The sequence below is a fragment of the Marinobacter sp. genome (assembly GCF_048266785.1).
Lineage (GTDB): Bacteria > Pseudomonadota > Gammaproteobacteria > Pseudomonadales > Oleiphilaceae > Marinobacter.
In genome coordinates this window covers 124,422-149,146 of record NZ_JBLWYX010000005.1, presented here as the reverse complement: position 1 = coordinate 149,146, position 24,725 = coordinate 124,422, and the positions used below count along the sequence as shown (strand labels likewise).

Genomic DNA, 24,725 nt, shown 5'->3' with positions numbered 1-24,725 from the left:
TACTGTTGCACGCTTGCGGTGCACCAACTAGTGTTTAATTTAAAGCAGCCTGAACGGTATTTCCGGTTATTGACTGCATTTATTTGCGGCCCCGGACGGGGCGAGGGGGTTGCATGACCACTGAAGCAGGCTCGCACTTAAACCGGCCCGCCGATCAACCCTATCGGGTCGGCTTCCTGCTGATCGAGAACTTTACCCTGATTGCCCTGGCGACAGCCGTTGAACCACTGCGCATGGCTAACCAGTTGGCCGGAACCGAACTCTATTCCTGGGAACTGCTGACTGCCGAAGGCGAGCCAGCCCGCGCCAGCGACGGCATCACCCTTCTGCCAGACGCGTCAGTTCATGACGACCACCGTTTCGACATGGTCATCGTAGTTGCCGGTATTGATGTCACCCACAGCTTCTCCCGCACGGAGGTCAGTTGGCTCAAACAGATGGCCCGGCGCCATGTGTTACTGGGGGCTGTGTGCACGGGCGCCTATGTTCTGGCCAGCGCCAACCTGCTGGACGGCCACTCCTGCAGCGCCCATTGGGAATGTCTGGAAGCGCTGCAGGAAGGATTTCCCCGCGTTCAGACCAACAACCGCCTGTTTACCGTCGAGCGTGAACGCATGACCTGCACCGGCGGCACCGTGCCCATGCATATGATGCTCGCCTTTCTGGCACGGCGGCATGGACGGGAACTCAGCAATGCAATCTCCCACATGTTCGTCTGCGACCGGGTGCGCGAAGAGAGCGAACAGCAACCCATGCCCCTGCACCAGAGACTTGCCTGCGCACAGCCCAAGCTGGCAGAGGCCGCCCAACTAATGGAAGCGAACATTGAAGAACCCATCGAGCTTCAGGAACTGGCGACCCTGGCGGGTATATCCCGGCGACAGCTGGAGCGGCTGTTCCTAAAACATCTGGGCTGCACACCTTCGCGTTATTACCTGCGCGTACGCCTGAGCCGGGCACGTCGATTGCTCAAACAGACGTCCAGCTCCATTGTTGAGATCGCCTCCATGTGCGGATTTGTATCCGCCACCCACTTCAGCCGCTGCTACCGGAAAACCATGGGGCGCGCGCCCAAGTACGAGAGAACAGAAGTCTATTCCAGCGATGCAGACGGCGCTGGCATGGCCGATACCATGGCCAGCCTTCCCTCTTCTTCACGCCAGGCGCTCAGGCGAGCCCGCACCGAACCCACTTACGGCACCTTTGAGGGCCAACCCGAAGATACGGCCTCAGGTTAGCCCCACCACCAGGCCATCTTCATCAAGGGCAATGTCCAGCGCAGCGGGTCGTCTCGGCAAGCCCGGCATGGTCATAATGTCGCCACAGATCGCTACGACAAATCCTGCACCAGCCGCCAGACGCACTTCCCTAACTGGCAGCATGTGGCCAGAAGGCGCGCCTTTAATTGACGAATCCACTGTAAAACTGTACTGGGTTTTAGCAATACACACGGGCAGGTGACCAAAGCCCATACTCTCGTATTCTTCCAGTTGCCGCCTGGCGACGGTTGTAAACTCCACGCTTTGGGCATGATATATCCGGGTCGCGATGGTGCGGATTTTATCCGCCAGTGGCAGGCTGTCCTCATACAGGAAGTTGATTTCCGGCTTACCCTCTTCCATCTGGTCAAGAACCACCTGGGCAAGTTCCGTGGCGCCTTCGCCTCCGGCTGCCCAGTGATCGGCGGGTACTGCCTTTACCCCCAGTTCTTCACTGATGGATTGCACCAGCGCCATTTCTTCCTCAGTGTCGTCCGGGAAGCGGTTGATGCATACCACCGGCGTCAGCCCGAACTGCCGCAGGTTAAGGATGTGTCGCTCCAGATTGGCAGCGCCTTTTCGCAGCGCCGCCAGGTCGGGAATGCACAACTGGCTGCGCACGACGCCACCCTGCATCTTCAACGCCCGAATGGTGCAAACCAGCACGGCGGCGTCCGGCCGCAAACCAGTGTGCCGGCACTTGATATCAATAAACTTTTCCGCACCCAGGTCGGCACCAAATCCGGCTTCGGTCACCACCACATCGTTCAGCGCCAGAGCGGCGCGGGTGGCAGTGACGGAATTGCAGCCGTGGGCGATGTTGGCGAAAGGCCCGCCGTGAATAAACACCGGGTTGTGCTCCAGGCTCTGCACCAGATTAGGCTGCAGCGCCTCTTTCAACAGCACCGTCAGCGAGCCTTCCGCCCCCAGATCACGCACGGTAACCGGCGTCATGTTCGACCGCCTGCCCACGATGATGTTACCCAACCGCTGCTTCAGGTCCGCGCGCCCGTCTGCCAGGCACAGAATCGCCATGATCTCGGACGACGCTGTGACATCAAACCCGGTTTCCCGGGGCACACCGTGGGATGCTCCCCCAAGGCCGCACACCATGTTGCGCATGGACCGGTCGGTCAGGTCCATTACCCGGCGCCAGCTTACGTAGCGCGAGTCCAGCCCAGCCTCGTTGCCCCAGTGGATGTGGTTGTCGATCAGCGATGCCAACAGGTTGTGGGCGGTCGTGATGGCGTGGAAGTCGCCATTGAAATGCAGGTTGATGTCTTCCATCGGAATCACCTGGGCCCGGCCACCACCGGCAGCCCCGCCTTTCATGCCAAAACAGGGGCCCAGGGACGGCTCCCGCAGGCACACGGATGAACGTACACCCAGACGGTTAAAGCCATCGTTAAGTCCCACGCTGGTGGTGGTTTTGCCCTCGCCTGCCGGTGTCGGCGTTATCGCGGTCACCAGCACCAGTTTGCCCCGGGGTGCGGTGTCAGAGGTATCCACATAGGCCATATCCAGCTTGGCCTTGTAGTGACCAAAAGGCACCAGGCTCTCCCCCGGCAGCCCGAACCGCTGTTGTGCCAGCAAAAGAATGGACTGGGGCTGGACCGAGCGGGCAATTTCTATGTCCGGAGTGCCCGGCGGCGGAAACTCTGTCGCCGGAGGCGTTGCGGGCGTCAGTTTACTGTACTGAAGACTCATGGAACTGACCCCTCTGGCCCTCAACGGACCCATTGTGTTCCTGTATCCATTGCGCCGACTGGCGCAGACCGCCGAATGGAAAGAGGTGAATACCCCGCAGCAGGGTATCCGGGTTGTCCAGGCAATACCGCACCAACGCACGCACCATGGCGTCGGGTGTCCAGGCTCGCAACAGCCGGGCGCTGCCAGGGCGCCTCAACATCAGCCGGGCAGACGCCCCTACCCCGCACTGGGCGGCATAGGCCATGAGGGTTTTCACCCGCGTCGGCCCGGCCATGCCGATGTAGACGGGCACCTCCTCCAGAATAGTGCCAAGGCTTTGCAGCCAGTCGATGACTGCGTTTGGGTCAAAGCTGAACTGGGTAACTACCCAGAGCCGGGTGGACGTGGTACGAGCGTATTCACGCTTGATGCCAAGGGCCTGGATCAGCGTGGCCCGGTCCGCCATGGGATGGCCGTCCGGGTGGGCGGCGACACCAATACCGTGAAACCGGAACTCAGCTAACAGTCCCGATTCAAGTATGGCCAGGGTATCCGGGAAAGGACCGGCAATGGCGTCGCTGTCGCCGGCAATCAGCAGCAAACGGTCAACCCCGCTTTCCGTCATCCGGGCCAGCCAGTCCCGCATTTGCCCGCGGCTCTCAGCCATGCGCGCAGGCACATGGGGGATCGGCTGCATGCCCACATCAATCAGACGTTGGCAGGCTTCCAATGTGTCGCCGAACCGCCCTTTGGGCAGGAACGGCACATAGACACAGGTGCCCGCAGGCAGCAGGTCCGGCAGATGTTCCGCTGTCAGTATCTGGCGGGGTGTCGCCTCAATCGAGGCCGAGCGCACCAGAGCCCGCAGCCTTGCTGCGGCCTCCGCATCCCGGCGACTGACTACCTGCTTTTCGCTTGCCAGCTTCATAAGCCATGCACCCCGTTTGCTAGTCTGCGAAGTCAATTCCCTTCGCCCGAGCCCGTTCGCGGGCATTGGGGTTCACTGATGGCCGAAACGGCACTTCCACCACCTCTGCTTCCACATCGATTGAACCATCCGCTGCGGCGTATTCTATCGGCAGGTGGACCGTTAAACGTGTGCCTATAGCGCGCATGTCAAACGGTACATAGGCCAGGCCAATGTTCGTCTCCAATTCCGGCGAGTACCAGGGCGAGGTGACATAGCCCTCAGGCTCGCCGCCGTCGGAGCCACTGATCAGCCAGAAATCGTTGGCGTAATCGATCACCTTGCCGCCGCCGAAGCGGATACCGACCATGATGTGGCTGAACGGCGGATGACCGGCGTCAATCTGCTCGCGTACCTTCTCAAGCTTCTGCTTGCCAATGTAGTCCGCTTCCTTGTTACGCGGCACCTGATACGCCAGGGCACACTGGAACGGCAGGGTTTCCTGATCCATATCCTGACCCCAGGAAAGAATGCCCGCGGCGATCCGGCGGTGGTGCGCAGGTGCAATGATTCGCAGATTGTGAGCTTCACCCACCGACAGCACGGTGTACCACAGATCCTCGGCGTACTTGGTGGCTTCCTTCAGATAGATCTCGTAGCCTTTCTCGCCGGTGAAACCGGTCTGGGAAACGATTACATCATGGCCCGCCACCTGGCCTTCCATCAGCCCGTAAAAAGGAATGTCTTTCACCCCTTCCCCGAACAGCTCCGCCATCAGCGCCTCTGATTTCGGGCCCTGAATCTGGACCGGCGCCACATCGATCTCCGCTATGCTGACGTCGAACCCCATACCGATGTTCACGCCCCGCATCCAGTACTCCAGGTCACTGTCGGACAGGGAAAACCAGAATTCATCCTCGGCGATCCGCAGCAATACCGGATCGTTGAGAATGCCACCATCCTCGTTGCACAGGATGACGTACTTGCCACGCATGGGCTTGATTTTGGTCGCGTCCCGGGTAATCACGTAGTTCACGAAGCGTTCTGCATCCGGGCCCTTGACCTGGATCTGGCGCTCCACTGCCACATTCCACATGGTGACGTCGTGTATCAGGGACTCGTATTCCACCATCGCACCGCCGTCTTCGGGGCGAACATAGCCGCGAGGGTGGTACATGCGGTTATAAACAGTCGCCCTCCAGCAGCCAGCCTCGAAAGCGAGGTGCCAATAGGGCGACTTGCGCACCCGGGTGGAAATCAGCATCTCCACCGGCGTAGGGCCGGACTGACGCAGATTGATGGGTACCCGACGGTCTGACTGGTCAACACTGTCGGGCTGGCGGGCGGCACCCGCCCGTTGTTGCGGATAATCCAGTAATGCTTTTTCGAATTTAACGGCCATTGCTATCTCCCCTTTACCGGGTTGTCGATAGCTATAATGTGATCGTATTTTAGGCGACAGGGTTGAACCAATACGACATCGGCACAACCAAAAACGTCAGGGGAGATACCGCAGGCCGTCTTTCCCCGTTGATCAGAACTGGAACTTGAGCCCAACCTGAGCGGTATCGAACTCCGGGCCGTCGTTGTTCAACTGACCGTTGAAGTCGTCCTCGTCAATGTCGACGTTATAGCGGTTGTATTCCAGGAAGGTGGTCAGGTGCTCCGTGATACGAAAGTCGACACCGGCACCAATGACGGGGCTTACATCGTCATAAGTCTCATCCTCATCAAACGCATCTACGTCAAGTGCGGCCGCGAAGGCACCGGCTTTGGCGTACACACCAAAGCTGTCTGTTACCGGCAAACGACCAATCGCCACGAGGGAACCACCTTTAAGCTTGCCCTTAGCGTCATCTTCACCGAAGTTACCAAAATCTATGTAGGCCGCTTCCAGCGCAAAAAACTCGTTGAACTGATAACCGAGGCCCACACCATAGAGATCGTTCGAGTCGTCGAAATCTCCACCGTGGGATTTATAGCCACCGTAACTACCTTTGATGTAAGGGCCGGAGACATCACGATCATAAGAGCCTTGGGCGAACGCTACCGGAGCAGCGAATACGCTCGCAGACAAAACCGTGGCGCATGCAATACGAGATTTAGAGTTCATAACGCTTTATCCTCGCTAGTTAAGAATTCCATTCGTCAAAGCGTTCCTCAGGCGACTACGTCTATTCATTCACCGCCCCCGAAACACATGCTCCTACCATAGTGCCCCTGATCACGGATTTGGGTTACATTCAGACTAAAATCTCTTCATGTTCTCTTAATTTTCCCAGAGAAAAAACCTAAATAAACCTTAAAAATCATATTATTATAAATTAAGACCCTGAACATTCTCGCCAGTGCGGAAGGCCAGATTTACGCTTGCAGATGAGAAGACTTTCTTATTGCCGGAGGGAACTAACGCGCTATTCGGAGGAAGTATTGTCTGCAGAAGGCGCAGGCGCACCTTCTGAATCGCCAGTTACCGGGGAGCCGGAACCAGCAGACTGACGCATCAGAGCCATGCCGCCCTGAAGCAACAGGTTTTTTAACCTCGGATCGCCCTGCTCTGCAACGCCAACCGCAAAAGCCAGCGCCGCAGCCTCCAACGGATTGCTGGCAATCAGAGAACGTAATACATCGATAGGTGAGCCGGAACCAGAAGCGGAAGTGTTGCCCTCGGTTTTGCGAAGCGCCCTGGACGGGCGGGTCATGCGGTAAAAGAACAGTGCGAGCAAGCACAGGCACGCAAGCCCGGTGATCGCCATGGCCTCTGGCTCGCCTACAAGGGGAGCCAGAGCCAAGGTCGCGGCGTTGACCAGCAGATAAAATCCGGTGACCAATAACGCCGTAAGCAGCACCAAAGCCAACACGATCCCGATGATAGCCGCGACCGCTTTGCGAAGGGTGCTCTGGATAGTTGCAGAATCAGGTAGCATCAGCGATCAAGCATTTTGCCCACGATGATACCCGCCAGGAACATGAGGATAATACTGAGAAACGGCCGCTCCTCAATTTTGTGCTCCACATTCTCTACGGTCTGCGAGCCAGCTTCTGTAGCACGGGCAATCGCTGCGTCGCCCCGTTTGCGAAGCTGATCGAGAACCGCCCGGGTCTCCCGGCTGATTTCATCTTTCAGATTATTGGCGCTGGATTTCTGGCCTTCTGCAACCGCCTTTGTCAGTGATGCAAGATCCTCACGCAGCACCTGCAGATCATCTTTAACGCGATCATAATCATCTTTCGCTGTTTGCTTTTCCATGAGCTGTCTCCTGATTCGGTTCTGATTTTCAATCGACAACGGCCTGGAACAGGCCTGTTTGATTCAAACCCAATGGGCTGTCCCAAAATACTCTAGCACACGCCCGGGAATCCGTAACTGTACACAGATCCCGCAGAAGACAAAGTCGTTGTATCTGGAAGGCTGCTACGATTTGTCACTGACATGGTCAAAGCCGCCCTCCCCAGGGTGGACTACGATTACGTTATGAAAATGCGGGCATGGAGTTATGCCTACAGTTGGGTTCAGGATCGCGAAAATCACGGCCTGTTCTGTACCGCCAGAACAGATGAACGTGAGAGCCAATTCCAGTGGGTGGGGCCTCTGGCATCCATTAAATGGACGCTTTTCGCCGCTCCGGATTCAAACATCCGCCTGAACTCCCTTGAAGAGGCAAAAAATCTGCAAATTGCCGGCTATAAGGGTGATGTCATGTCTGACTACCTCATCGCCAACGGTTTCAACGTAATCACAGCGGTCTCGGGTGATGTAAATACACGGCGCCTGATGCTTGGGCAGGCAGATTTGTGGGTAACGGATGGCCTGGTTGGCCCGCTGGTTGCCAGAGAGGAACATGGAATAACCGGCCTCAAGCCTGTGCTGGTATTCCGTGAAACGCCCATGTATCTGGCGTTCAGCACCAACACCGATCCCACTATTATTGCCGACCTTCAAAAAGCCCTGGATGAGGCTCGTAAAGCCGGCGAGCTGGATAAAATCGAAGACAGTTACAGACAATAGCGAACGCATTTAAAAGCCATCAGGGCGAAGGCTCTGGTGGTTCGTCGTCGCGCACTCGCAGAAAGCTTGCAAAGCGCGGCAGGCCCATTGCCGTGAGACCATAGTACTTGAAGGTTATGCGCGTTCCACGAGCGGGTGGCCGGGCACGCAGCTGGTCACTGAAACCGGTTCCGATACTGAAGCGGCGACCGTTTGGAAGCTCTACTTTCAAGGCCCCCATCATGCCTGTCAGTCGACCCTTGCCAGCCAGGTGTTCGACCACCACGGCCTCTGCGTCCGCCTGCTCAACACTTCGGAAAGATCAGCAAAGCACTTTCGCTGTAATACCCCCAAAAGCACAATAAATCTGTCAGCAGATGGGGCAAAAGGGAGTGCGCTTTCCGGTAGGGCTATTCAGAACTTTTTCAGCCATATAGCAATGTGGCAATGTGGCAATGTGGCAATGTCTAATCAGGTGGATGTGAATCACTTCGAGCGGATTTTACTGGAATTGGGATGATTTTCCGGCTGGGTTTTCATAATGCTGATTCTGCGCAGTAGATGTACAGTAGGAAAGGTACGCAAAATTCGGAAAGTCTGTTGTTAGAGGCCGGTGCAGTCGCCGAGGCTTTGTTCTCAAAAGCGGACCTTTCTTACGCTGCCGCGACTGATCGTTTGAACCCAAAGCAGACCTTTTCAGATAGGGGCTTACCCATTCCGCTATTCGGAAACAAAGTACGCTGAGGTCGCAAAGCGAACATTCAGATTCGAGGATAACGCCTTTGATCTGTGGAGTGCTAGACCGAAAGTGTAGGAGCGTCGGACAACAGTCACTTGTCATATTGCATTTGAGATGGAATCACATAGGCCTCATTCAGAAAGTGGTGGTGCTCCTTATTTAGTAAAATGGTCCCAGAACTAGCCTTTTTTGCTAAGCAGCTTCGCATCATCTCTTAGCCGAACTGCCACAAAGTTATCAAGGCTTTGAGGGTATATACCAACTCCTGTGGTAAGTATTATTTGAAAATCTTGCTTCTCATCTGAAAATTTAGATATTTGACCTATAGCGGGAATCAACCTGCCCTTGTCGATACCCGCTGTGTCAGGAGTATCTATTAACAAGAAATGGGGAAATGCTGACTTTTGTTCAGGCATCAGGCTCATTTTCAGGAGCGTTAGATAATACATAAGCCGCTTTTGAACTCGGGAGCTATCTTCTTTATACTCGAAATCGTTAATTATTGGAGTATAGTCTTCCGGATCAATCTTAGCGCTACGACAGTTTGGTAAAGTCTCTTTCATAAATTGGTTGTAGATTGAGCTGAACTTCGTAACCTTTGCGCTTATATCTTCCTGGGCCTTTAGCTCAAGTCTTTTTTCGTTTCTTTTAGCTTCTCTCAGGTCGTCTGATATTGCTTCGTACTTTTTATCTAAATTTTCTAATTTTATTTCGATATCAGTCAGCTGCATTAACTTAGCATTAGCTTCTCTTAACTCCAAAATTTGGTCATCGATATCGTTCATAGCAGTGATATTCGTGTCGTAATCTACCTCAATCAGCTGATTCGCCAGTCTTGACTTTAACTTATCAATATTGCTCTCAATCTCTTCTAATGACTCCTCTAACTCTTTCTCATCTTCCTTACAATCTTCTAAAGCAATTGCAATTGACTTAAATGATGCTTGCTTAGTCTTCAAAAGCTCTTTGTATTCGGCCTCAGTATAAAAAAATCTCTCATACTGAGCTTCTTGAATAGGGGCTCCACATACACAATGGTCTTTTGGCCTATCGACTTTTGAAAGACAATAAGGACACGTGTCAGCCGAAAAGAGATTGAGCTGGCTATGTGTATGAATAATTTTCGCTACTTGCTCAACCTCAACCCTTGTTATTGATCTCAACTCGATCAATCTCGATTTTTCTCTGTAGAGGTCTAGCAACTCTTTTTTATTGTCGCCAAGTAATAATTCGTTTTTAAGTATTTCATTCTTTATATTTTCTACTTCATTAAAGTTATCACCAGTTCTTCTTGGCTTTTTTAGCGCTTCTCTTGAATAGTGAAGCTTTTCTAGAGTTTGATCATTATTCTCAATCTCTTTTCGCAAAAATGTCAAGTTTTTTGGCTCGGAAGAACCGCGAAGCTCTCTAGCAATAGCCTCATATTCATCAAATATCGCTTTTGAAGAGACCTTTTCCTTCTCGATATCTCTCCGTTTCGAAATCGCTTCGTAATAATCTGAATAAGCCTCGCCCATCAATAATTCGAAAATAACCTTTCGAATCATTATTGAGTCACTAACATAGTTCTCTGACTCGGGTTTTTTATAAATATAATTTGGATCTGGACTTTGATCGTGGTACATCAAGCGGAAAAGATCATTAAATCTAATTTTAAAATTAGCTGCCCCATAACTTAGATCGATGACGGAGATATCTAATTTCTCAAGAATCCAATCTGAAAATGTAAAGGGCTTTTTCTCACTTCGGTTAATAGGCAAAACTCTGGTGTCGTCGGTCGCCAGAATAATTTCCTCTTCACCATCTTTATTCGGCGCTACGCCGTAAGGTGTAAGAGTAATTTCATTGTCATTAATCAGCCTACGAATGAGGTAACCAGCTGAGCCAATTGAGATATCTAACTCTACATAATTATCTTTATCTCGCACTATCTCCTGGTGCTGCTCTTTGGAGGTTCTCTTGAATTCATCAACAGCGCCACCGAAGCCATGATATATCAGCTTACAGAGGGTAGACTTTCCGTTACCATTTTGCCCTTCAATAATGACAATATTTTTGTCAAATCGAGGTGATCGATAGTAATAATCATTGCCCTCATAAAGGACCGAATTTATTCTTAAACTGCCCATTTGTGATCCGCTTCAGCTGTATATAACTTGTCAATTAGCGTATCAAAGTTTATAGATGACATTCTCTGGACCTCAGACTTCAAGGTAGAAATATTTTCTCTTTCTTTGTCAAAGAATTCTGACTTAAAGAACTCTCTCGCAATTGATTCTTTATTCAACGAAACATCTATTTGGCTGCTTTTTTTGCTGCTACTTAATTTTATTAATCCTTTTTTCTCTAAACTAAAAAGAAGCTTTAAATACTCAGACGTCTTAATCTTACAGTTTGTGTAAGAGCTTATTAGATGCCTTCTGTCTACAGGACTCTTAATTCTTCCAAAATTATTTCTTTTTAAGATATTCAGTAGATGCTGATCGGAAATCACATCAACCACATATGGAAGTTTACGGTAGTCCTTGAACACTCGACCATCTGTGCATCCCAGTTCTTTTAAAATCAAGAGAATGTTATATGTAAAGAAATAGAAATCTTCTCCAGACATATACATAATCCGCTTTTTATTTTCTATTTTTTCACTCATAGTTAGTCGAAAGATAGATAACAACTATCAAACAAATCTAATACAATGCTTTTAATTGAATGTGCATTGTTGATAGGATAATTGAAATCCTTCTTAAGCTCCTCGATACTTTCTTTGGACTTTTCCTTCAATTCCTCAAATATCTGAGAAATTCTTTCCTGATTTATGTCACTAGAAGAAACTTTGCTATGAATAATCTCTTCGCATGCCTCCAAAACTCTATATTTCAAAGAAAGATAATCTTTTCCATAATCACTTTCTTCAATTTTTGCAGCGCAGGCACGCCGCGTCAGTCTTTTAATTTCTTTTTTATCAAATGAGCCACATACTGAATAAACTTTTTCTTTCAAATTCCGCGTATCATCGGGTATTTCTATAGATTCCCAGCTCTTCCAAACGGGATCTTTTTTTATTGCCTCATCATACGACTCTGCTTTTTTGAAGATCAATTCGATTTGATACTTGTCAATGAACCGCTCGCTATAATTAGCTTTGTCCTGCCTCTCCTCGATCCACTCTAGAATTTCCGAGAGAATATAAGACTCCTTCCCTTCGAGCTTAAAGTTGAAAAATTGGCTTTTTTTGATCTTCACTAAAGCAGATGTTTTTAGGGCCTCATTATCCTCATCGCCGAAAAACCATCGGATTGATTTAAGAAATTTTTTGAAGGACTTTTTATCGTAAGCCTTCAATATATCCAAGTTTCCACTTGTCTCTTTATCTTTGTACTGTTTTTCGTATTCTACAATTAAAATCTTATGAATGATATCAACTACCGAATCATCAATATCATCGCTCTGGATAAGATCTAGTATTTTCTCTTTTGGGAATTTAATTTTATGCTCTGCTGATAATTTTGTTGCACTCTCTTTACCAATATTAGCCGTAGTGTAGAAACCAAAGCAGATATTATTGCTCTCTCTCCATCTTTGTAGGTAAAGATCAAAAAAACTTACAAGTGTGTTTTTAACTGGATGGGAATTAATGGTGAAATTTGAGTCAGGATAGTATTTATCCTCCTCAAAATATTCTTCCTCGCCTAAATCGTCCGGTGTTATCTTAGAAACATCCTCTCCCTGCTCGATGGCTATGTAGAAGTTAGAAAAACTACCTTTCTCTATTTCTTCTAGCGCTAGTTTAGCCGCCCGCAGCTTTTGTAGCCTAAAGCCCTTTGTTTTGTCCGACGCTTCGCGATTAATTGTTGAAATTTGCATAACCTTCCATGATAGATAGATCCTATCCGCTTACATCCAAATTTAAATTTTAACTATTATTATCGGCAATTGGAGTCGCAGTTAACTGATTACTTTTGTCACCGATGCCGAACCTCCAAATTAGATTGGATGAAAGTACCCGTGCGCTGCCGTATGAAGTCGGCAGCGTGTTCGGCTTCATAATGAAAGCAAAGCCGTAGAAAAAAGCGTCGCCGTGCCTGCGCTCGAATTGATAAATCAGTAGCTTAGCCGAGTACGGACAACCTTGCCATGTAATCATCCTGAGTCTGCAATTTGCTTTGTCAATCATACTCGATGAAATGGCTGTAATTCGACTTGAATTCTCAGGAGAGTGCCGTGACTCGAATGTTCGCTTTTGTTTAAATAAGCTCGATATCACACTTCGCATCGATAACACCATATCTAGGCTATACCCGGCCAGTTTATGGTTACAAGGCGCGGCCAAATTATGGTTGCACTACCACACTCCTGATCAGGCATCGTCCGCTTCAATTTTTTCGACCTCACCCGCTATCTCAAGTTTCTCCGGAGACTTTATCGGCTCGACGGAGAGTGGCCCACCTATCCTCGTCTTGAGCAGATGCTGCAACGGATCGGTATTCGTCAGCTGAGGATCCAGCCACAGTTCAAAATCCTCCGGTCTCAACATCAACGGAATGCTTTTCGGATGAATGTGCCTGAAGTTCGGATGTGGCGGCAGTGTGACGATGGTAAACGAAGGTACGATATCACCCTGGAAATCCCAGAACTCATAAAGCCCGGCAAACGCGATGGCGCTATCAACGGGATGAATGTTGTAGCACTGCTTGCGCCCCTTTTCCCCGGTCCATTCGTGGAATCCACTGGCCGGGATAATGGCCCGCTGGGAGTGAAACCGTTTTTTCCAGAGTGGGCTGGTGCCCAGGCTTCCCGATCGGGCGTTGAAGGTGCTGTATTTTGGTGAGGGGCGATAGCCTCTACCATCGGGTTTGGGTTCGATGAGCAGTGACCAGATGGCGTCTTCCAGGGCTCTGCCCTGGTTTGTCTCGTAGACGATCTGGCCTTTTGCACCTGGTGCTATGTTGAGGCGGGATTGAACGCGTATAGGTATGCCCAGGATTTCTAAAAGATCCTGTACTAAAGGGTCGTCGATTACGTTGTAGCGGCCACACATAACGCTGTCCTTCTATGAGAACGAGCTACCGAGCAAATCAAAGATTACGGGCATTAACCTGATCTCGATGGATTCGATACATGACACCAGAGCAAAGTTCACAAAAGCATTGTTGAGCATTTAGAAAAACCTGATGATTACAACGTCGACAATAAAACAGGTATTCACCGCGGTCGTTTCGATACATTCCTGAATCTACTGATTTCCGTACCGAAGGAATTACTTGAGATGGTTGATGGTTCTGTTTTTGGACCTGGAACTGTGGTAAATCTTCCCAATGTCTGGATTTCTCCACTTTACGATCGTGTGACTCAAGATAGTTAGCCATCCTTGGGTGATAGAGCCATTTTTTGCAGTCCAACTCTTTCGCCATGGATTCCGCGAGAACGACTTTGAGAGGAATCTCTGAATGCTGAAATTGCGACCTGGCGTTAGAGATCCGAGTTACCCACGAACAGTAGACACCTTCTATAGTTAGGGTAGCCCCTAGCACGGAGGTGTTTTATGAGTCGCAAACAGACCCAGGCCTATACCGAAGAGTTTCGTCGGGAAGCCGTTCGCAGAGCTGATCAACCAGATAACACAGCTGCGGCTGTGGCACGCGAGCTGGGGATTCATCCCGGTCAGATCTACAACTGGCGCCAGCAGTTCAAGAGACTATCAGACAAGCAGTTCAATTCGGTTGGTGGAGTCGATTATTCCAAGGCCGAGAGCGAAGCCATGCGCAAGCTCAGGCGTGAAATGGATACCCTGAAGAAGGAGAACGAGTTCCTAAAAAAGGTGTCTGCGTACTTCGCGAAGTCCCAAGAGTGAAGTACGCGCTGATGGATCAGTTTCGTCAGTGGTATACCGTGCGGCTTATGTGCAGGGTGATGCAGGTCTCTGCCAGTGGCTATTATCGCTGGAAGCAGCGTCCTGCAAGCTTGAAGGATCAGCGAAGGGCCGAGGTAGAGTCAGCCATCATGGAAACGTATGCCAGCTTCAAGGCGCGCTACGGAGCCCCCCGCATTGCCAGGGAATTAACCGAAACCGGCGTTCCTTGTTCGGTCAATTATGTGGCCGGGATCATGCGGGAGAAGTCTATTCGCGCTCGCAATGGCAAGGCTTTTAAATATAGCCGCACGTCAGAGGCGATGAACAATGTCGCCGACAACCTGTTGTGGCGTCAGTTTGCTGCCGAGCGACCAAACCAGAAATGGACCACCGATATTACCGATATCTGGGTCAACGACCGATGGTTGTATCTGGCGACGGTGATGGACTTGTTCTCGCGTCAGATCGTTGGTTGGTCATTGGATACGAGCATGACGGAGCAGCTGATTACAGATGCCCTAAGCATGGCCTATGGACGCCGCGAGGTGGTTCCCGGTTTGATTGTGCATTCGGACAGAGGTGTTCAATACCGTTCAACGGGCTATCAGGATTACCTGCGCTCTTGGAACTGTGTGCCCAGCATGAGCCGGAAGGGAAATTGTTGGGATAATGCCCCCATGGAATCGTTCTTCAGCCGGCTCAAGGTTGAGTTGATCTACGCCGAGTGTTTCGATTCGATCAGGGCGGCCAAATCGGCTATCTTCGAGTACATCGAAGTGTTTTATAACCGGAAGAGAAGACACTCTGCCTTGGGCTATATCAGCCCGGTAGAATATGAGCGCAGATGCGCATAACCGAGTGTCTACTTTTCGTGGGTAAGACCAAGATCCAGTAACTTTTCGACACAACGAGCAGTGGCATTGATAGAAATTTCGAATCTCCTCTTCAATTTCGAACTTCACGTTTCCGCAGAGACATTCACCTTTCATCGATCACTCCTTCTGAGGGCGCCAGGCCCGTAACAGGAGAGCCCGGGCTGACTCATTGATCCCGGGCTTCAACGATCCACGTGTCCGAGCGAGCGTTCAGGGTCGATTTCGTCCCGCACCAATTGCTTGAGCACCTTGATCTCCGGAAATCCCCCTTGCTCCTTGCGGGACCAGATCCGCTTTTCATTAACCCACACCTCGAAAATTCCACCGCTTCCCGGATGCAATGCCAGCGAATCCAGCTCGCCTTCGAAGGTGGTCAGCAGTTCCTGTGCCATCCAGGCCGAACGAAGCAGCCAGCGGCACCCTGTGCAGTAATGAATATCAACTTTGTTTGTCATTGGGCTCGCCCATTAATTCCCGAGTGTATTCGTCCGCAGTATACGGCAGACGCTAGGTCTTCTGACCGGGTCGACGAAACAACACGTAGTTTCCCAGTATGGCCAACATCGCTCCCGCCACCGCCGTAATAGTCCACTCGAAGCCCTCCAGCCAGGTGGACACACTCAAGGCCACGATCGGGAACAGCACCGTTGCATAGCCCGCCTTGTCAGCGCCCAGGATCTGGATCACAGTTATGTAGGAATAGAAGGCGATGATGGACCCGGGGACTGCAAGGAACACGGTTGCACCCCAGAAGGTGGCTGTCGTGGGCACCACCCACTCCACTCCCTGAATCAGGCACCAGACACCCAGGATCAAGGCACCGTAGACCATGCCCCAGGCGTTGGCGACCAACAGGGGAATCTCTGCCAGTCGCACCTTTATGCTCACCAGGTTCCCCATGGAAAACCAGAAAGTACCCGCAGCGGCAAACAGTATGCTGGCGCCGGTTGCGTTACCCAACTGCAGGTCATGCCAGAACAACAACGCGACGCCGCTTATACCCAGTGCCACGGCCGGGTACAGTCGGGCGACGGGCTTCAGCCTTAGCCACAACCAACCATTAACCGCGTTGAACAGCGCCACCAGCGAGAACACCACCGCCAGAAGGCCACTGGTCATCGACTCCGCAGCGCGATAGATCAGCAGAAAATTCACGCTGTACATGGTAAGCCCCTGAAGCACCAGCCAACTGTGCTGCTTCAGGCTCAGCTTCTGCAGGCGTCGCAGCAACGCAAGCACCGCCAGGGTCACAATAGAGGCAATGAGAAAACGGTAGAACACCGAAATATCAACCGGCGCCGACTCTACCTGCAAGCGAATAGCTGTCCAGGTCAGGCCCCAGATCAGCACCGTGAGAGCATAATGAGCAGAAACAGGCATGGCAGGTATTCCAGAAAAAAGTTGCACGTAACCAAACGACAAGGACAGAGTAAGGGGATGGAGAGGGCAAGACTTGTCACATTCTGCGCAACCATGGATGATTCTTGCGGAGGCCCGCTATGGATACCGACCCGATACCCACAAACACTTCACCGACGAAGCGCCGCGATATCGTGGACACGCTGAAAGCCGCCGGCGTGGCGCCACAGAAACTGATGGAACTGGATAAGGGGCGGGCGCTCGCACAGTGGCAGAACCGCAAAGGAGAAGTGCGTTATGAGCGGCCAAACCATCACGCCCTGAGCATCTACATCAACGAGGGTGCCAAAGCCAGACGGATGGTCAATGGGCAGGCCGTGAGCCAGGGGTTCCCCGGTGCCGTTTGTCTTTTTCCGGCAGGCAGCCACTCCACCTGGAAGATCGGCGGTCAGTTCGAATTCTTCCATTTCTACTTCAATGACCTCGACATAACCCAATGCGCTGAGCAAACCTGGGATTGCGAACCACACAACGTCGAGCTTGCCGAGCTCTACCATGCTGAAGACCCGGTACTGGCCCAGGCTGGGAAGTTGCTGGCGCTGAGCGATTGGCAGGCCCCTGGCCAAGCCATGGCAATGGACCATCTGGCGCAGTGGCTGTTGTTGCAGGTGCTCAGCCGCCACTCCACGGTGCAAAAGACACCACCCGCTGTCACCGGCCAGCTCTCCATGCGTTATCGCAGGTTGTTACAGGCCCGCATCCATCAGCAGCTGGACCAGCCGCTCACCCTCGCGGAGATGGCAGGCTGGGTAAACCTCAGCCCCTATCACTTCGCTCGCCTGTTCCGTGCCACCTTCGGCTGTGCGCCCTATCAATACGTCCAGGAACAGCGGCTGACCCGGGCCCGTGACCTGCTACGCCAGCCCGGACATAAAATCACCGCCATCGCCCTGGCCTGCGGCTTCAATGATTCCAGCCAGTTCAGCCGGACGTTCAAGGCCCGGTTTGGGGTAACGCCGTCCGCCTATCGCGGCTTTGTCGGATAACTGGATGGACCGATTATCCACGACCAGTCTTGCTGGCCGCACCAGGCCTGACCACAGAACCGTCCCTTAGCCCGGATTTCTCATAGTACCTCGGCGAACTTCGCAAATGGCTACCAGTAACGCCAAGATCCCTTTTGTAAGCATCCCTGTTTTAGTTGCACCTCTATTAGAGCCCTCCGCTGACGGTCGCAAAGCGAACATTCAGATGGTGCGATTATGCCGACGTTTCGCGGCGCCCGTGGAGCGCAGCGTAATGGGCGTCCGGTGTAGGGCCGGAGGCCCGGAACGAACAACAACTGGTTATGTGATCTCTCATTTCTCACCCATGGCTCTTGGCCTGCACAGCCTACCACCGTTTTAAAAACGTCCGTGGAAACGGGGTAGAACCCTGAACAACTTCCTCTCCTGAGCGGCAACTCTAATTCGGTCGATCGTTTTCTTGTACAACTGCGTCGATGATTTGCTTCTGTTTAGCCTGCGTAAGACCATCTGCCGGTTGCATAGTCTCATTTGCGGTCGCCAATAATTCGTCCTTGCTAACATTTGGACCTTTCTTCGCTTTCAACCTATCCCTCAATTCGATAACTCCGTTGATGAATGTGACGGCTGCCGCCAGTAATTCCATAACGCCAGAAAGATCCATTCGCCGACCTTCCGCAGGCGTCGTGGTGGGCTGGCTCTGGATAAGCCTGTCCGTCAGCGCCGAACCGACTGCGTCACATTCGTTGGGAAAAATCTGATAAAGAATCTCTTTAGTTTCTTGGCTCATTTTAATTTCCTCTTTCAACGTTTTTACAAGAGCCTGTTTTCGAGGCGTACTTTGACCTGCTGTCGTAGTCGTTTTTCTCTCCAAACGGTTGCATAAAAAAAGACCATAGTTCCGAGGAAGACCAGCATCTCGGTGAAGACTGAATCAAAGTCTTGTGGTCGCATGAAAAAGGCGAGTAAAGCAGTGGCGCCTAGCGCGATCCAAACATAAAAAGGCGTATCGCCTGATATTTTATGGTATTCCAGCCAGTCTTTCCCAGACTCGATCAAGCGGCAGTTATTAGCAAGATAAATGCGGCGCACCTCATCGAAGCCTGGCTCAAGCTTCATGTCGGAAATTGGGAATTGTCGCAGGAACGAGGCAGCACTTTTGCGATCTGATTCGTCCAAATTTAGAAAAGCAAAAAAATCAGCCTGACTTTCATGATGCCCATCGGCCATCTTTGAGAGCACCTCGCTCGCCGTCTTCAAGAAGATGTACGCCAGTACCGTATACATTCCCAGTACGGGGGCCGCCTGGGTGGTCGGCGCAAGTTGGCAGCTCGCGTAAAACGTAACTAGGAGGAAGGGTAAGTAACCAGTTTGCGCTCGAAGCGCATAATAGTTTCCAGCCATTGAAATGTGGCCAAGTTCATGCAGGAAGATAAATTTACCAGGGCCGCGAAGAGATGAAGGCGCATCGAGAAGGAATATGTATCCCCCAAGGCGCAATGGGAATGCCGTTGGGGAGTTTGGCATTGACTTTTCCAGCTCAGGCTTTATGACGAAGACGTGGGTGTTCTCCAAGGCCACCTCGCTGACTTTCTGCCCTTGAACCCACTTCTCCTCCCGTGGACGGTTAGGTCCTATGGAAAAAGAACGCCCCCCAATACTCCTTAACAAATCCTCTCCTACCAACTGCTTCAAATCAACCGACTCGAATCGACAGTCTGGGAATTGATCCATGTACGCCAAAACGTCACGAAGAGCCGCGATATCGAACCGTCGAGAGAGCCCGCTTACTAGAAGGTTGGCACTGGTAATTGCGCCCATCAAAGCGGCAAACCCAGGGCCCCCGAAATCAAGCAGCCAGACTAGCGTGCAAAGTTGGAACAGGACGACAGGACGCAGCCGGAAATAAAGTTCAAGCCTGATCGCCCATTTACGGAGTGGTTCCATCGTACTTTCCAACGTCTGTTGTCATGAAGGTGATTTGAAGCTCGTCTGGGCTTCCCTCGATACGCATGACACCAGAGCCTCAATCGGTGGACTACCGCAGTGCGGTAGACACTCCTGGCCTATGATTGGACTTCCCCCGGTGTAGTGGACACACCTGGCCTATGATTACAGCATAGGAGAAAGTGCCATGAGCAGCCAACGCTAAACCCCAGAATTCAAAGACGAAGCCATTGCTTTGAGCCGCCGGCCCGGCGTGAGGGTCGCAAAGCGGACATTCAGATCAAAGGTCGAAGGGCTCGCTTTGAGGGTCGTGAGTGTCATGCAAATCGGGGGAAGTCCAGAACGTACTTGAGCGCTTGATTAGATTTCTGTTGAACTTTCAAAGTCACTACCGACCATTTGAGAGTTAATTCGTAGGATTTCTTCCTGAATAGAGTCGAGTAAATCAATGATGGATTTAGACTCCTCGCCTTGCTCGATGACATATCCAATAAATGCTCGAACCGCTTGCAGAACTTGCAGGGGAGTCATTACGAATTGATTGGGATGCGAAGCGCAATTGTGGTCCCTCAGATGAAAACCGCCATCGTCATCAACCTCAAGGTAATGCAACAACAGACTTGGCCATGTTCCGTGAACATGGTGTGAACCAAGCCGCTGGGCTACGACATACATCAATCTTCCATGGCCTAAGTCTTTGATCATGGACGCGACATCTGGCAGCTTCTTTTTTCCTACAATTTCGCTCTCAGTTAGCCCAGACAAATCGACATGACGCTTGATTGAAGCAAGCATACGCCTTTCAATATTAAGTTCTTCGCTACCTTCACGGCTATTAACATTCCCATTTATTTCGGATTCAAGTTCTACTTCGGTCTTTAACCCATCAGCCAAATATCGCTGAAAACTATCATCGCTTCCTTTATGACACAGCCACTCCACCTTCAGGCCTGACTCAAAAATACAGCGATCTAAAAGCGCGGTTGCCTCCCCAAAACGACCATTGTGAGATAGCGCTACGTTTGCCAGCATTAGTCTTGCGCAACGATTCAACAAGCCAACGAGAACAGCATATTGAACAGATGATATTTCCTTTACAGCCGGGGATTCTCGGTCGATCTGCGCAAAATATACACAGACTTGGCCTACAAATTTATACCACTCGAAAAGCACCGGCATGTAGTCACCGGTTTCACGGCACTTCTTCATTTGGGTCTCAGAAAACCTAGGTGGTTCAGGCAGTTGGGCTTGCTCAGTCATATCACCTCAAAATCTAACGCTGGCGTAACGGGCCGTTTTGTAGGGCGCAGCGGAACAACCGGTCCCGTTGACGCATTGATTAGACATTACGCTCAAATTCCCCACTCAAGAGAGCTTTGCTCCCTTAGACTAGCGGGGGTTCGGAAGCGATCGATATATGGCCCCGACCTAGTGTGATTCATCAAGCGCCAAAACCATTGTTTGGGAATCTCGTGATTGAAACCCTCTGGGAACTCAAATCTGTACGAGAATCCATCCTCCTGGTGCTTGTATGACGCTGCATACAAGGGCTCCAAGTATCTTTGAATTCCCCAGCGAATCTCATTCAACAACTCAGCCATCCAAGATGCATAGTAGGTGAAGTAATTTTGCTCAAGATGCTCCTGAAAATCTTCTAAGGCGAGCGGGATTAACTCAATAGGAACATCGTAGCCATGCTCCGAAAGGATTGTGTGGATGCCTTTCGAAACACCCGTTAATCTCGAAATATTATGCTTTGAACTGTTTCCGGATATTTTGAGAAACTCGATTCTTGATACTTCTATCTCCGCATCCAGATTCAAAGTGGGCAACCAAAGCTTTATAGGCGACTTTTGATCTAACCAATCCTTAAGGTTATTAACGGCGCTTTTGAGTTCTCGAACGCTGTCGTCCATGCCAAGTTCACTGTCCTTACAGACCTTTTCAAGAATATCAACGCAGGAACCGGAAACGCCCGTTAACCTGCTATCTCCGGCCTCTTTTGCGAAATCAAGAATTCGAATAATAAACAGAGAGCGATGAACCAAGTCCTTGAAATATATCAGGGCTTCACCAGGAATTCTTGAGCTTTTCCTGACATCTATTACGGCATGATTAACAATTTCGTTAACCGCCTCTAGGCAAATGCACAGCCCTATGGATTCTCGTTCTTTATTGCTCAGATCCATCCGTATAATCCCGCCGGTTTGGAGCTGCGAAGCGGCGGAAAATCGGTCGCCGTGCAGCCAATCGTTAGGTGATTTTCTCGCTCACGCCTTCAGGGTATGTCTTGGCTACCGCCTCAAACGTGCTTTGGCCCTCAGTATGTACCCGGATTAGTTTAGCGGTGCCGAGGCAATTTGAAATGGCAAGATCGCAACCAGTCGGAACTACGCAAACTCCCAGCTTCTTCGCCCACGCTTCCATAACTGTATTTGAAACTCTGCATGCGTTGAGACCGTCTGGAAGTGCGGCCTCAATCTCAAGAATTCGTGGCAATCCAAGGCTTCTCAGTTTTGTAGCCAAAGACTTATCTGAAAGCCAAAAATACGCAGACTCGCCTCCCCAGCTTCCAAGAAGAGCCGAAACGGCTCCATCGCTGCAATGCCGTGGAACGATGACAGTCCACAACCTCCCCGACCTAGAGTCCCTTTGTGAATGAAAGGGGCTCTCATTAAATACCTTATCGGCTTCCTCTTGCGTCACCAGCTCCATAGCAACAAGATCATGAAGTCGTTTTTTCAAAAACTCCAATGATGAAGGCACGAGCCTTCGTTGCATCGCATCCACCTCTTGTTCCAACAATCTGGCGTAGTGCCATACTCGTACACGAGTCTGGGCCAGTATCGGTGTCAGCTCATGCTCCTGAAACGATAAGTATGCTGAAGAAAACCGATTCGGCTTTAGGCTTTGATAAGGCGAGCTATTCAGATGCTCGTCCATCAATCTGCGTGCTTCAGAGTGATAGTCGAAAACTAGCTGTGATTCCGCTGTGAGCACACGCTGAAGTTCAAAGCCAAAAGTGTTTGGATTCCAGAGATCTATCACGGTGCGGCGTATCCTTCCCACCTACAAGCAATTAGGCAGCGCGCTTGATCATTGCAGAAAATTATCTGCGTCATTATTACTGATTTTGAATCATCACTCGCGCTGTACATGAATCGATAAAACAATAGGTTAGCCGAGCATGGCGATATCTGCCATGTGATCATTCAACGTCTGGGGTTTGCTCCACCAATCATACTGGATGAAATGGCTGTGATTAGGTTGGAAGCTCTTGAGGATAGCTCTGACTCGAATGTCCGCTTTTGTTTATAAGGCGGATGTAATTGTAGTGGTCAACTAATCCTGGACAGTATTTTAAGTTATTCTTCCGCGACTCTGGGTGGCCCTAGAATGGGGCCACCGTCAGGTCAATCGCTTGTTCAGCCATACCAACAAAGCCTTACTGTTCGCAACAAACAGGTAAAGCTCATGCTTTATTGAACGCCTTTGAAAAGGGCTTCTGATGTTGATGGAAGCGCACATGGCCCGCAGAGTTGAGTCTGCGCCTAGCTTCTGAAAAGGCGGGAGTGATATAGCCCCATTCGGAGGTGCGCGAGAAGTAGATAACATAGTCGATATTGGCCTCTCGCCACTTATTCTCAACGAACACGCTATCATCGCCACTTTCCAGTGACTTCACTTGTATGCGGTAGTAGTGGTTGTCGTCTGCCACAACAAGATCGGTTTTCCGGTCATGGTCTGTAACTGGCATAAACACTTCCCAGCCATCAGCCGTAAACCAGCTAGCGGCTAGGTTTTCGTAAGAAATTTGCTTGTAGTGTTGGAATGCGGGGGCAGTACGCTGTGCGTTTTTAATGGGCATGGTGGCACCTATAAATTGATGCCGTATGTCGGGCTATGGCTCCCCGAATACGAACCGGATCACCCTGAAGATTGATCCCCAATTTACAATCACCATGCAGCTATCACTGACATCTAGCGACAAAGGCTGCCAGCCTCGAAAAACCCCGGATGGGATCTCTTTCGTAAATGCCGCTATCAGACCCTATCAGGCCGTGATCAAGTTGAGTTCGAAATTTATCAGCGATAGGGGGTAGCGTCAATCCATGTTTCGAGCAGAATGTTGGTGGTCAAGGCCATCATTACATTGCTATAACTGACCTTGGGTGTCCATCCAAAAAATTGACTGTCGCCAAGTCAAGGTAACCACTCCAATCTAATAGGTAGTCAGCTTCGGCAGTCATTCAGAAACGCTCTTATCCACTCGTTTTCGCCCATTCGCGGCTCGAGTTTGTAGATCTTCACTATCCGGTAAAAGCGAGCCACATAACCGCACTGCCCAGCAGGCGGTAACCATTCGTTAGGCCCTTTCGCTCCTTTGCTTCGATTCAAACTTGCCTCGACTGGCCAAAGATTCACTGGGTCATTCGCAAATCGTTCACGCTTTTCACGTGACCACTGCCCTGCCCCACGATCCCAAGACCAAGCTAACGGCACCACATGGTCGATATCGATGTCGGATGCGTTCTGGACAACCTGGTTTGTGAAGGGGCTGATCCAACGGCCGGTAACAACACGACAGCGCTTGCCCGTCGCAAACCGAACCGGTGTGGTAGAGGTCGCAATAAGGGCTTCAGCCCGACTGTCCTGGCAATCCCCGTCGGCATCATCCCAACCATGCCCGAAAGCAGAGCGGTCGTAGTTTTGTGCCATTGCCAGAGTTTGTTGAGACGGGATCAGTGTAGTTTTTCCCGTTACGCCTTTAGCCAACTTGCCTCCGGCATCTAAGCAGTCATCCAGCGATTTAAAAGCCCGATAGTTTTGTGTTCTTTCATACCAGTTGCTCTGTGGGGGATGGCATAAGCCACTACTGGACATTTTCACTACGTCGGCAATCGCCGTTTGGCTGTGCAGTCCGAAAGCGCTCACAACCAAAAAGATTACTATTCTGATACTGCGTTTCATTGGTCAATCTTGTCCGCGGCAGACGGTGTCTAAAGCCGCCCTAGAGGTGAATGCTATGGGTTAACCAAGTAACCAAGCAGAAAACGCCAAGGGCGCTACTACAGCCATTAATAGT

Annotated in this window: 24 protein-coding genes and 1 pseudogene; 5 read left to right on the top strand and 20 right to left on the bottom strand. The window is 50.9% G+C overall.

Annotated features, from left to right (window positions below; genetic code table 11):
* Positions 1 to 113: 113 nt before the first annotated feature.
* Positions 114 to 1,238 (top strand): GlxA family transcriptional regulator, encoded by a 1,125-nt coding sequence (locus ACN0V1_RS09800; RefSeq protein WP_417544818.1) that lies wholly within the window; start codon positions 114 to 116, stop codon positions 1,236 to 1,238.
* On the opposite strand, the gene ACN0V1_RS09795 is transcribed toward ACN0V1_RS09800, so the two are convergent.
* The 6 genes from ACN0V1_RS09795 to ACN0V1_RS09770 form a co-directional block, all read right to left on the bottom strand.
* A complete protein-coding gene (locus ACN0V1_RS09795; RefSeq protein ID WP_417544817.1) occupies positions 1,230 to 2,966 on the bottom strand; it encodes a formate--tetrahydrofolate ligase in 1,737 nt (578 codons plus the stop codon). The two genes, ACN0V1_RS09800 and ACN0V1_RS09795, sit on opposite strands and share 9 nt — an antisense overlap.
* Positions 2,947 to 3,876: a methylenetetrahydrofolate reductase gene (locus ACN0V1_RS09790; RefSeq protein ID WP_417544816.1), complete on the bottom strand. Its 930-nt coding sequence runs from the start codon at positions 3,874 to 3,876 to the stop codon at positions 2,947 to 2,949. The genes ACN0V1_RS09795 and ACN0V1_RS09790 overlap by 20 nt, the downstream gene beginning before the upstream one ends.
* Before the next feature lie 19 nt (positions 3,877 to 3,895).
* Positions 3,896 to 5,257, bottom strand: a complete 1,362-nt coding sequence (locus ACN0V1_RS09785; RefSeq protein WP_417544815.1) for a glycine cleavage T C-terminal barrel domain-containing protein — start codon at positions 5,255 to 5,257, stop codon at positions 3,896 to 3,898.
* Positions 5,258 to 5,389: 132 nt separating this feature from the next.
* Complete coding sequence (locus tag ACN0V1_RS09780; RefSeq protein WP_417544814.1) at positions 5,390 to 5,968, bottom strand: porin family protein; 579 nt, start codon at positions 5,966 to 5,968, stop codon at positions 5,390 to 5,392.
* A gap of 301 nt (positions 5,969 to 6,269) precedes the next feature.
* Positions 6,270 to 6,782: a hypothetical protein gene (locus tag ACN0V1_RS09775; RefSeq protein WP_417544813.1), complete on the bottom strand. Its 513-nt coding sequence runs from the start codon at positions 6,780 to 6,782 to the stop codon at positions 6,270 to 6,272.
* Entirely contained in the window at positions 6,782 to 7,105 is a 324-nt protein-coding gene (locus ACN0V1_RS09770; RefSeq protein ID WP_417544812.1) for a hypothetical protein, read from the bottom strand. Before ACN0V1_RS09770 ends, ACN0V1_RS09775 begins: the two co-directional genes overlap by 1 nt.
* 183 nt (positions 7,106 to 7,288) lie before the next feature.
* On the opposite strand from ACN0V1_RS09770, the gene ACN0V1_RS09765 reads away from it, so the two are divergent.
* Positions 7,289 to 7,864 carry a substrate-binding periplasmic protein gene (locus tag ACN0V1_RS09765; protein ID WP_417544811.1) on the top strand — a complete coding sequence of 192 codons (576 nt, stop codon included), beginning with the start codon at positions 7,289 to 7,291 and terminating at the stop codon, positions 7,862 to 7,864.
* Between the two features lie 19 nt (positions 7,865 to 7,883).
* On the opposite strand, the pseudogene ACN0V1_RS09760 reads toward ACN0V1_RS09765, so the two are convergent.
* The 5 genes and pseudogenes from ACN0V1_RS09760 to ACN0V1_RS09740 all read right to left on the bottom strand — a co-directional run.
* Positions 7,884 to 8,141, bottom strand: a pseudogene (locus tag ACN0V1_RS09760) (DNA ligase); the annotation flags it as partial.
* A 620-nt stretch (positions 8,142 to 8,761) separates the two neighbouring features.
* Positions 8,762 to 10,711 (bottom strand): hypothetical protein, encoded by a 1,950-nt coding sequence (locus ACN0V1_RS09755; protein ID WP_417544810.1) that lies wholly within the window; start codon positions 10,709 to 10,711, stop codon positions 8,762 to 8,764.
* The gene (locus ACN0V1_RS09750; RefSeq protein WP_417544809.1) at positions 10,699 to 11,193 is read right to left on the bottom strand and encodes a hypothetical protein; all 495 of its coding nucleotides are present in this window, start codon (positions 11,191 to 11,193) and stop codon (positions 10,699 to 10,701) included. The genes ACN0V1_RS09755 and ACN0V1_RS09750 overlap by 13 nt, the downstream gene beginning before the upstream one ends.
* 41 nt (positions 11,194 to 11,234) lie before the next feature.
* On the bottom strand, positions 11,235 to 12,446 hold the full coding sequence (locus ACN0V1_RS09745) for a hypothetical protein (RefSeq protein WP_417544808.1): 1,212 nt from the start codon (positions 12,444 to 12,446) through the stop codon (positions 11,235 to 11,237).
* A 493-nt stretch (positions 12,447 to 12,939) separates the two neighbouring features.
* Positions 12,940 to 13,620: an SOS response-associated peptidase gene (locus ACN0V1_RS09740; RefSeq protein ID WP_417544807.1), complete on the bottom strand. Its 681-nt coding sequence runs from the start codon at positions 13,618 to 13,620 to the stop codon at positions 12,940 to 12,942.
* A 504-nt stretch (positions 13,621 to 14,124) separates the two neighbouring features.
* On the opposite strand from ACN0V1_RS09740, the gene ACN0V1_RS09735 reads away from it, so the two are divergent.
* Positions 14,125 to 14,433, top strand: coding sequence for a transposase (locus ACN0V1_RS09735; protein ID WP_216008835.1), 309 nt, complete (start codon positions 14,125 to 14,127; stop codon positions 14,431 to 14,433).
* The gene (locus ACN0V1_RS09730) at positions 14,430 to 15,287 is read left to right on the top strand and encodes an IS3 family transposase (protein ID WP_417544806.1); all 858 of its coding nucleotides are present in this window, start codon (positions 14,430 to 14,432) and stop codon (positions 15,285 to 15,287) included. Before ACN0V1_RS09735 ends, ACN0V1_RS09730 begins: the two co-directional genes overlap by 4 nt.
* A 203-nt stretch (positions 15,288 to 15,490) precedes the next feature.
* Here the strand turns inward: ACN0V1_RS09730 and ACN0V1_RS09725 are convergent, their stop codons facing one another.
* Positions 15,491 to 15,763, bottom strand: a complete 273-nt coding sequence (locus ACN0V1_RS09725; RefSeq protein WP_417544805.1) for a SelT/SelW/SelH family protein — start codon at positions 15,761 to 15,763, stop codon at positions 15,491 to 15,493.
* A 52-nt stretch (positions 15,764 to 15,815) separates the two neighbouring features.
* Positions 15,816 to 16,688, bottom strand: coding sequence for a DMT family transporter (locus ACN0V1_RS09720; protein WP_417544804.1), 873 nt, complete (start codon positions 16,686 to 16,688; stop codon positions 15,816 to 15,818).
* Positions 16,689 to 16,807: 119 nt separating this feature from the next.
* On the opposite strand from ACN0V1_RS09720, the gene ACN0V1_RS09715 reads away from it, so the two are divergent.
* Positions 16,808 to 17,713: a helix-turn-helix domain-containing protein gene (locus ACN0V1_RS09715; RefSeq protein ID WP_417544803.1), complete on the top strand. Its 906-nt coding sequence runs from the start codon at positions 16,808 to 16,810 to the stop codon at positions 17,711 to 17,713.
* A gap of 418 nt (positions 17,714 to 18,131) precedes the next feature.
* Here the strand turns inward: ACN0V1_RS09715 and ACN0V1_RS09710 are convergent, their stop codons facing one another.
* The 7 genes from ACN0V1_RS09710 to ACN0V1_RS09680 all read right to left on the bottom strand — a co-directional run bounded on the left by ACN0V1_RS09710 (position 18,132) and on the right by ACN0V1_RS09680 (position 24,610).
* Complete coding sequence (locus ACN0V1_RS09710; RefSeq protein WP_417544802.1) at positions 18,132 to 18,482, bottom strand: hypothetical protein; 351 nt, start codon at positions 18,480 to 18,482, stop codon at positions 18,132 to 18,134.
* Positions 18,483 to 18,505: 23 nt separating this feature from the next.
* Complete coding sequence (locus ACN0V1_RS09705; RefSeq protein ID WP_417544801.1) at positions 18,506 to 19,639, bottom strand: hypothetical protein; 1,134 nt, start codon at positions 19,637 to 19,639, stop codon at positions 18,506 to 18,508.
* A gap of 360 nt (positions 19,640 to 19,999) precedes the next feature.
* Positions 20,000 to 20,899, bottom strand: coding sequence for a DUF5677 domain-containing protein (locus ACN0V1_RS09700; protein ID WP_417544800.1), 900 nt, complete (start codon positions 20,897 to 20,899; stop codon positions 20,000 to 20,002).
* Between the two features lie 92 nt (positions 20,900 to 20,991).
* Positions 20,992 to 21,828, bottom strand: coding sequence for a hypothetical protein (locus tag ACN0V1_RS09695; RefSeq protein ID WP_417544799.1), 837 nt, complete (start codon positions 21,826 to 21,828; stop codon positions 20,992 to 20,994).
* 64 nt (positions 21,829 to 21,892) lie between these two features.
* A complete protein-coding gene (locus ACN0V1_RS09690; RefSeq protein ID WP_417544798.1) occupies positions 21,893 to 22,687 on the bottom strand; it encodes a hypothetical protein in 795 nt (264 codons plus the stop codon).
* A 424-nt stretch (positions 22,688 to 23,111) separates the two neighbouring features.
* Entirely contained in the window at positions 23,112 to 23,507 is a 396-nt protein-coding gene (locus ACN0V1_RS09685) for a group I intron-associated PD-(D/E)XK endonuclease (RefSeq protein ID WP_417544797.1), read from the bottom strand.
* Positions 23,508 to 23,872: 365 nt separating this feature from the next.
* A complete protein-coding gene (locus ACN0V1_RS09680; protein WP_417544796.1) occupies positions 23,873 to 24,610 on the bottom strand; it encodes an HNH endonuclease family protein in 738 nt (245 codons plus the stop codon).
* Positions 24,611 to 24,725 lie beyond the last annotated feature (115 nt).

Excerpts from the sequence above, each read along its gene's own strand:
- ACN0V1_RS09765 (WP_417544811.1), top strand. The coding sequence starts at position 7,289 with ATGGTCAAAGCCGCCCTCCCCAGGGTGGACTACGATTACGTTATGAAA.
- ACN0V1_RS09755 (WP_417544810.1), bottom strand. The coding sequence starts at position 10,711 with ATGGGCAGTTTAAGAATAAATTCGGTCCTTTATGAGGGCAATGATTAT.
- ACN0V1_RS09740 (WP_417544807.1), bottom strand. The coding sequence starts at position 13,620 with ATGTGTGGCCGCTACAACGTAATCGACGACCCTTTAGTACAGGATCTT.
- ACN0V1_RS09715 (WP_417544803.1), top strand. The coding sequence starts at position 16,808 with ATGGATACCGACCCGATACCCACAAACACTTCACCGACGAAGCGCCGC.
- ACN0V1_RS09780 (WP_417544814.1), bottom strand. The coding sequence starts at position 5,968 with ATGAACTCTAAATCTCGTATTGCATGCGCCACGGTTTTGTCTGCGAGC.
- ACN0V1_RS09790 (WP_417544816.1), bottom strand. The coding sequence starts at position 3,876 with ATGAAGCTGGCAAGCGAAAAGCAGGTAGTCAGTCGCCGGGATGCGGAG.
- ACN0V1_RS09705 (WP_417544801.1), bottom strand. The coding sequence starts at position 19,639 with ATGGAACCACTCCGTAAATGGGCGATCAGGCTTGAACTTTATTTCCGG.
- ACN0V1_RS09725 (WP_417544805.1), bottom strand. The coding sequence starts at position 15,763 with ATGACAAACAAAGTTGATATTCATTACTGCACAGGGTGCCGCTGGCTG.
- ACN0V1_RS09700 (WP_417544800.1), bottom strand. The coding sequence starts at position 20,899 with ATGACTGAGCAAGCCCAACTGCCTGAACCACCTAGGTTTTCTGAGACC.
- ACN0V1_RS09710 (WP_417544802.1), bottom strand. The coding sequence starts at position 18,482 with ATGAGCCAAGAAACTAAAGAGATTCTTTATCAGATTTTTCCCAACGAA.
- ACN0V1_RS09750 (WP_417544809.1), bottom strand. The coding sequence starts at position 11,193 with ATGTCTGGAGAAGATTTCTATTTCTTTACATATAACATTCTCTTGATT.
- ACN0V1_RS09685 (WP_417544797.1), bottom strand. The coding sequence starts at position 23,507 with ATGCCCATTAAAAACGCACAGCGTACTGCCCCCGCATTCCAACACTAC.
- ACN0V1_RS09775 (WP_417544813.1), bottom strand. The coding sequence starts at position 6,782 with ATGCTACCTGATTCTGCAACTATCCAGAGCACCCTTCGCAAAGCGGTC.
- ACN0V1_RS09680 (WP_417544796.1), bottom strand. The coding sequence starts at position 24,610 with ATGAAACGCAGTATCAGAATAGTAATCTTTTTGGTTGTGAGCGCTTTC.
- ACN0V1_RS09770 (WP_417544812.1), bottom strand. The coding sequence starts at position 7,105 with ATGGAAAAGCAAACAGCGAAAGATGATTATGATCGCGTTAAAGATGAT.
- ACN0V1_RS09795 (WP_417544817.1), bottom strand. The coding sequence starts at position 2,966 with ATGAGTCTTCAGTACAGTAAACTGACGCCCGCAACGCCTCCGGCGACA.
- ACN0V1_RS09720 (WP_417544804.1), bottom strand. The coding sequence starts at position 16,688 with ATGCCTGTTTCTGCTCATTATGCTCTCACGGTGCTGATCTGGGGCCTG.
- ACN0V1_RS09735 (WP_216008835.1), top strand. The coding sequence starts at position 14,125 with ATGAGTCGCAAACAGACCCAGGCCTATACCGAAGAGTTTCGTCGGGAA.
- ACN0V1_RS09745 (WP_417544808.1), bottom strand. The coding sequence starts at position 12,446 with ATGCAAATTTCAACAATTAATCGCGAAGCGTCGGACAAAACAAAGGGC.
- ACN0V1_RS09800 (WP_417544818.1), top strand. The coding sequence starts at position 114 with ATGACCACTGAAGCAGGCTCGCACTTAAACCGGCCCGCCGATCAACCC.
- ACN0V1_RS09785 (WP_417544815.1), bottom strand. The coding sequence starts at position 5,257 with ATGGCCGTTAAATTCGAAAAAGCATTACTGGATTATCCGCAACAACGG.
- ACN0V1_RS09695 (WP_417544799.1), bottom strand. The coding sequence starts at position 21,828 with ATGGATCTGAGCAATAAAGAACGAGAATCCATAGGGCTGTGCATTTGC.